The 7,135-nt window shown below is 38.4% G+C and carries 5 protein-coding genes; 1 reads left to right on the top strand and 4 read right to left on the bottom strand.

Going from position 1 to position 7,135, the window contains the following annotated elements:
• Nucleotides 1-201 precede the first annotated feature (201 nt).
• Nucleotides 202-1,659, bottom strand: coding sequence for a S8 family peptidase (locus tag V7068_RS14160; RefSeq protein WP_499713319.1), 1,458 nt, complete (start codon nucleotides 1,657-1,659; stop codon nucleotides 202-204).
• Nucleotides 1,660-1,832: 173 nt separating this feature from the next.
• Here V7068_RS14160 and V7068_RS14155 point away from each other — a divergent pair, with 173 nt between their 5' ends.
• Nucleotides 1,833-4,082, top strand: coding sequence for a PA14 domain-containing protein (locus V7068_RS14155; protein WP_499713318.1), 2,250 nt, complete (start codon nucleotides 1,833-1,835; stop codon nucleotides 4,080-4,082).
• Between the two features lie 21 nt (nucleotides 4,083-4,103).
• Here V7068_RS14155 and V7068_RS14150 read toward each other — a convergent pair whose 3' ends face one another.
• From V7068_RS14150 to V7068_RS14140, 3 genes are all read right to left on the bottom strand, one after another.
• Nucleotides 4,104-5,294 carry a CDP-glycerol glycerophosphotransferase family protein gene (locus V7068_RS14150; RefSeq protein ID WP_499713317.1) on the bottom strand — a complete coding sequence of 397 codons (1,191 nt, stop codon included), beginning with the start codon at nucleotides 5,292-5,294 and terminating at the stop codon, nucleotides 4,104-4,106.
• Nucleotides 5,287-5,685, bottom strand: a complete 399-nt coding sequence (gene tagD / locus V7068_RS14145) for a glycerol-3-phosphate cytidylyltransferase (RefSeq protein WP_499713316.1) — start codon at nucleotides 5,683-5,685, stop codon at nucleotides 5,287-5,289. The genes V7068_RS14150 and tagD overlap by 8 nt, the downstream gene beginning before the upstream one ends.
• Nucleotides 5,686-6,127: 442 nt before the next feature.
• The coding region (locus V7068_RS14140) for an N-acetylglucosaminidase (protein WP_499713315.1) at nucleotides 6,128-7,135 on the bottom strand (1,008 nt) is incomplete at its 5' end.

Here is a 7,135-nt window from a genome sequence, read left to right as displayed (position 1 = left end):
GCAGATTCCTAAAAAAAACTTCCCATGAATATGGAAAGTTTTTATAATGAAGTATTTTTTTAGTTGGTAATTAGTTTAATAGTCATAGTTACTTTTTTGTTTATTTGAGTCAGTTGCTGTCGTGTTTACGGTATATATGCTATTTTGCACTTGTATATTGTTTGCATTTGTCTCATTTTAGCTGAATTTGTGATTATTTGTTTACGTATTTCGAATCGTCACATAAGCGACTCTGTAAACGGAATGTTTTCCATTGCTCATTTTAGCTATGATTTTCACTTGACCAGCTCGTGCAAAAGAGCCGCTATCTGTTTTTCCATCCCATTTCCTTGTATACGTGCCGCCTGTCCATGCTTTATTTGTAGCTAGTTTTCGAATGAGTTGACCTTTTGAATTTCTTATATATAAAGAGATCTTTGTTCCTTTTTTAGCACTAAAGGATATTGATAGATTATTTTTTCCATTGAAAGCAATCGTACGACTAGATAGTTTAAGCTTTGACATCGGTAGTGCAGGTGTTTGTTTTAAGGCTGTATAGGCATCGATTCTTCCGTAGCCATAATATTTGTCCCGTCCTTTAGCTCCTAAATCAACGCTTGATTTTTTCAAAATATTCTCGACTTCTGTTGGGGTAAGGAATGGATTCTTCGATAAGATTAAAGCACAAGCTCCGCTAACGGTTGGTGCAGCCATGGATGTTCCGCTGTCTTTCGCGTAGCGGCTCTTTGGAACTGTCGAGTAGATTTCGACACCAGGAGCGGCTAGGTCAATATAGGAACCAAAATTAGAAAATGCAGCCCGCGTATCCTTTTGTGTCGTCGCACTCACTGCAATGACGTGCTTATGTGATGCAGGATATTGAAGGCGGCTTGTGTTATCATTTCCGGCAGCAGCGACAACGATTACGCCTTTTTTATAGGCTTGTTGAACGGCATAGTCCAGCACATCGGTGTAATCTTCTGTTGTTAAGCTTAAATTGATAATATCAGCGCCTGCCTGAACCGCATAATCAATGCCATCAACGACTGTATAAATATCGGCTTCTTCACCTTCGAATACATTAATAGGAATAATCTGTACTTTCGGTGCAATGCCGGTAATACCTGTTTTATTCATTGAGGCAGCGATAATTCCAGCAACATGGGTTCCATGAGCGCTAGCTGGTATCGACTTTCCGCCGGTAAGCGCATTGTAAGGTGCAATGATATGTGCTTTTAAGTCTGGATGGCTCGTTTGAACCCCGGCATCAATCACGGCTACTTTGATATCGGGACTTCCAAATGTGACATTCCACGCTTTTGGCATATTGATTTTTTTTAGATTCCATTGCTTTGAATAGTAAGGATCCGATGGCGTATGATTCGGCGTTACTTCATAGTTTCGGTCGACTAATTCTACTTGTTGGAATGTTGAAAGCGTAGCAGCAACTGTATTTAAATCGCTTCCTTCCGGGAGTGATATAAGTGAAAAGTTCCCATTTTCAATCGTTGAAAGCTCATTGGCGTGAACGGTTTGAAGAATCGTTTGCTTTTGAGTAGAACTTGTTGAATCGTTAAATTTAATAATTAATTGATTAGCTGAAGGATTGGCCGCTTCTGCTAATGATCCATTGATTAAATAAAGAGTGAAAATAAGTAAAAAGGAAAGTAAAGTTCTCATTATAAATCTCCTCGTACTAGTTAGTTACATATATTTGTATAATAACTAGTTTGATAATAGTTAATTGTAGCATGATGGATAGTGGAATCCTATGATTAATACAAATTATCCAAGAATCTACAAAACTTGCTCACAAATTCCTCTTATTCTCCGATAATTATAGAAAGGGTAAAATGAAAAGAATTAGAGGTGAAAGTGTGATTAGGGCAAAATGGTTAGTTGTTAGTGTGCTTGCTTTGTTTATGTGTCTATTTACTAGTGGTGAATATGCGATTTCAAAAGCAGAGGCAAGCGAGAGTGAGTGGACGGTGACGTATTATTCAAAGCTGAATTTTACAGGTTCAACGGTACAGAAAAAAGCAGACCGTATAAACTACTCATGGGGAACTTCAAATCCTGTTAAAGGAATCCCGCAAAATCGTTTTTCTGTAAAAATGACGAAAATGATTTCCGTTTCAAGCGGGGGAGCTTACCGAATTTCCGGTAAAGCGAATGACGGCGTGAGAGTATATGTGGATGGGAAGAAACAATTGGATTATTGGAAGTCTGGCTCACACACATTTAGTAAAGATGTCATGCTTTCAAAAGGTGAGCATAAGATTGAAGTCCACTATTATGATCAAACAGGGACGGCCTATATTATAGTAGATGTGAATAAAGTGGCTGCGAAACTATCAACAGAGCAGTGGACGGGATTATTTTTCCCAAGTAAAAACTTCACTGGCACACCAGTTAGTACGTCCGTCAAGTCGTTGAATGCTTCTTGGGGCTCTAAAGCACCTCATACAAAGATTCCAGCAGGAACGTATTCTGCCGTGTATCAAAAGAAAGTAGTTGTGGCAAAAGACACAAAGTACATATTGATGGGAGAAGCCAATGATGGCATCAGAATTTATGTAGACGGTAAGAAACAAGTGGATGATTGGAAGCCTGGTACGAGAAACTTTGAGAAAAACATTACCTTGAAGAAGGGGACGCATACAATCAAAGTGCAGTACTACAACGAGAGTGGTAGTGCGAGATTACAGGTTGATTTAAAAGAGGCCTCCACTGTGACACCCCTGGGAAAATGGGATGTTACGTTTTATGATCAAAAAGAATTAAAAGGAAAACGAGTGAAACAAACAGCTAGTAAGTTGAATTATAAGTGGGGCACGGCATCTCCTGCTTCGGGCATTCCAAGCAATGGGTTTTCAGCGAAGTTTGTGAAGCGAACAAATTTAAGCGGCGGTACCTATATTATCTCTGGTGGAGCGAATGACGGTATCCGCGTATATGTAAATGGCAAAAAACAGATTGATTATTGGAAAAACGGAACGTATACGTTTAACCAAGAAATCAAGCTGGATCCTGGTATTGCGATTATTGAAGTACGCTATTATGACCATACAGGCGATGCACGCATTCAAGTGAATGTAACGAAGAAATCAAAAAAGAAGTCGGTTGCCTATAGTAGCCATAACATTACATTAGATACAGCTTTAACGAAGCAAATGGCTACTTCACCACAGACAGATAAAAAGTATGGGGCTTATATTCCAAAAAACAGTGTGAAACTAGCTTCTACAAGAAAGAGCGGAAAAACGGTCGATAACGTTTCGATTATTACAACTTCATCCCGCTTATTAGGAAATCTAAAAGCGAACACGAACGTGACGATTCAAGGTGAAAAGTCATTTAATGATAAGGACTATTATAAAATTTTGACCGGCTGGGTGAATGCTTCGAAAACTGATACGAAGTATTACTTGAATCCAGACAGCTTTACGAATAAAAACGAGAAGGAATATTATCAATATGTAAAGCTTTCGGCGTTCTCTGCTTTAAATGAAGATGAGTTGAATAACAAAATTCTTTATAATAAAGGGATTTTAAAAAATCGAGCCGATGCTTATTTAAAAGCTGGATTTAAGTACGATGTGAATGAAATTTACTTAATTTCTCATTCATCTCTTGAAACGGGGAACGGTACGTCCCGATTAGCAACAGGGGTGAAAGTGAAAACGAAAAAAGATAGTAAAGGTAAAATCGTCTATAACGAAAATGGTGAGAAAGAAATTGTTGTGCTAGATAGTGATGCCAAGTCATATGAAGCAAAAGTGTATAACATGTACGGCATTGGCGCTTATGATAACTGTGCGCTTGAATGTGGAGCAAGACGTGCGTTCAATGAAGGCTGGACAACGGCAGATAAAGCGATTACTGAAGGAGCAAAATTTGCCGCTGAAAATTATATTTATGCCGGACAAGATACGCTCTATGAAATGAGATGGAATCCAGAAGCTCTTGTGACAAAAGGAGTTCCGTATCATCAATACGCAACAGATATCGGCTGGGCCGTTAAACAAACGCGTTCTTTCGAGCAGCTATATTCACTGCTTGATAGCTATACAGCGGAATATGATGTACCACGTTATAACTAGAATACGAAAAATGCCCATGCATTATGCACGGGCATTTTTTTTCACTTCTGCGGAAAGTAACCGATTTATAAGCTGTTTACTCGATTGCCCATTGGAGTAGGTGTTCCATTTCTCGTTAAATGGTGCCACTTTTTCAAGCATGAAATCATGTGAGTGGATTTTCTCGAGAATTTCTTCAGTATTATACACAATCGGACCGGGCATACTTTCTGTATAATCTTCCCAAAAGCCGCGACGCTTCGCATATTGTTCTAAATCATAAGCAAAAAAGAGCATCGGTTTTTGGAAGAAAGAAAATTCAAAAGGAATCGACGAGTAGTCTGTAATTAATAAATCGGTTATAACTAATAGCTCGTTTATATGCAATCCACGTTTTATTTGATACACAAAGCCAGGAAATTTCTGCGTTATATTTTGATTCATTGTTACAGCAGGATGAAGCTTTAGTAAAACAACATAATCCTTCTCATGCAGCTCCTTATGCAGCAAATCTAAATCTAATGCGATGGTGTCGGCATGTAATTCTTCATCGCGAAAGGTTGGCGCATAGAGAATAATTTGTTTCTGTTTTAGCTCTGGGAATGCTCGATAAAAAGCATGCTGCGCGCGCTCTTTCGCCTGTTCATCAAAAAAGAAATCCGTTCTCGGTACACCTGTTCGTAAAATTTGGCGATCTTCTACTTGGAAGCTTTCTTTATAGATGTCAGCCATAATCTCTGAGCCGGTTGTCACATAATGAAAGCGGCGGTACACCTCTAAAAAACGCTTTTTAGCTCGTGCCGAACGATATTGAACAGATGGATCGCGCAGGCCAAACTGTTTAACCGCTCCTGCTGCGTGCCATACTTGTACACAGGTTACTTCTTGTTTGAAGGTAATGGCAGCAAGAAAGCCAAAGTAATTATCAATGACAACCCATTTCGACGTAGCAAGATGATAAAAAGCCCGTAACATATGAAAGATATTCTTCGTTTCAAACGGAAGGACGATGGTATGTCCATCGCCCTTAGCATCAAGATTGCTGCCTGATTTTTTTAACAATACTTTTTGAATGGGAATGCTTTGTTGATTGATTTCATCCAAAAGGAATTGACAATTATCACCGAACGAAGAGACAAAGGCAATCTTATTTCGTACAGGAAAGAGTTTACAGATAGAGAATAGTACTTTAATGAAAAGTAAATATCCTTCTATAAAAAGTTCCCTAGCCATTATTTACTTGCAAAAGATCTTCTTTAATTTGAGAAGTAGAGATGCCGATTGTTCTTGGTAAGTATACGACTTCACATACCTCGGCCAACTCATCGAATTTGCCTTTCCAATCGTCTCCCATAACAAAGATATCGACGCCTTCACGAATAATATCTTCTTTCTTTTGCTCCCAGTTGTTTTCTGGAATGACTTTATCAACGTAGCGAATGGATTCTAAAATCATTTTTCGGTTTTCGAAGCTATGGTACGCTTTTTTATCTTTTAAAGCGTTGAATTCATCTGTTGAAATGGCAACGATTAAATAATCGCCTAATTCTCTAGCACGCTTTAATAAATTAATATGTCCCCAATGAAGTAAATCAAAGGTTCCATATGTGATTACTTTTTTCATGTTTTATTTCCTCCCGTAAGTCGTTTCAATCTATATATAATCAATAGAATATTTATGAACGAAAAAGTCCATCATAGTGGAGAAGAGATAAGCCTACTTTATTATAACCTATTATATTTACAATGAAACAACAAAATTTTAACATCAGTTGTTCAAATATTACAATGCGTTCGGATTTATCCTCCATTTTATAACGTATCTAGTGGATATTCAATATAAAGTGAAACTTCTATAAGTGGGGATTGTTCTTCATCCCCACTTATAGTTAGTTGAACCAATCGGACCTTTATGGGCAGTTGCCCTCACCTATCTGCTCCGTTTCCTCTTAATCTTGAGGTGAGGGTATTACTGCCCGTTAAGTGTGGGATAAATCACCTTTTAACGTAGAAAACCCCGAATAGGGAGAGTGTCCTATTCGGGGCAATCTTGCTTTCTTCATAATTTAATAAGTTGGTAGATACGTTGTTACATCTAATTGAAGATTGTATGTGGAAAGGGCACCATACATCTTAGCAATTCGATCGGTTTGTTTAACAGCCCAGCCGATGTCTGTTGCATATTGGTGTGTCGCATATCCGTATTTCTCCATACCTGCTGGATTCCAGCGCATTTTATAGAGTGTATCTTGGCCAGCGTTCACATAACCATTTCCGATGAATTGTGCACCGCCGATAATTGCTTTTTCGGGAGTTGTCCAGCCAGCTTTATAGGCGTATTCTGAACCGCACTGTAAGGCACAAGCATCTTTAGCGCCGATTCCGAACATATTATAAACTACTTTTGGTGTAACCGCTTCGCCGTCTACTTCGCTTACTTCCACACCGTTTGAGAGAGTAGAGTAGCCATTTCCTGTTTCAAGCAAGGCGTGGCTAATTAAATAAATTTCATTTACGCCGTGTGTTTTGGCAGCCGTAATGAAGGCTTCTCCTTGATCAGCTAGAATGCCTTTTCCATTTAATAAAGCATTATTAAGTTCTGTAACGTTTGTGCCTGCAAGGTCTGATAGAACTAAGAACTGATAGGAAGATGTGTCATTTGCTAAGAAGTTCGTTGGATCTACGTAATATTTAACTTGTGTTGCATTAGCTTCTTTCCAAGAGCCAGACTCATCTGTCATAGGGTTCACTTTTACTTGCATTGCTGTCGCTTCATCTACTGTTAAGTTATAGTAAGATAAACCTTTGACATCGTCTTTATGTATGTAACCCGTTGTTGCTGTTCCTGATATGTATATGGTTGCCGTATACCAATTCTCAGAAAATGTTCGGTATTTTAACACCTTACTTTGTGTATAGCTTCTTAATACAGAAGAATTCGTAGATGCTTTACTATATACATTTGTTGGATTTTTTAAAGCTGCACCTTCCAAAAGTTGTTGCTTGGAAGTCCAAATTTTCTCAATATCATTGACGTGAATATAGCCTGTTTTCTTTTCTCCTTTCACATATAC

The sequence above is a fragment of the Bacillus sp. JJ634 genome, from assembly GCF_036962285.1.
GTDB lineage: Bacteria > Bacillota > Bacilli > Bacillales > DSM-1321 > Peribacillus > Peribacillus asahii_A.
Note: the sequence above shows the minus strand (reverse complement) of the source record. Positions and strands in the feature narration are given on the sequence as shown.

Excerpts from the sequence above, each read along its gene's own strand:
- V7068_RS14150 (WP_499713317.1), bottom strand. The coding sequence starts at position 5,294 with ATGGCTAGGGAACTTTTTATAGAAGGATATTTACTTTTCATTAAAGTA.
- tagD (WP_499713316.1), bottom strand. The coding sequence starts at position 5,685 with ATGAAAAAAGTAATCACATATGGAACCTTTGATTTACTTCATTGGGGA.
- V7068_RS14155 (WP_499713318.1), top strand. The coding sequence starts at position 1,833 with ATGAAAAGAATTAGAGGTGAAAGTGTGATTAGGGCAAAATGGTTAGTT.
- V7068_RS14160 (WP_499713319.1), bottom strand. The coding sequence starts at position 1,659 with ATGAGAACTTTACTTTCCTTTTTACTTATTTTCACTCTTTATTTAATC.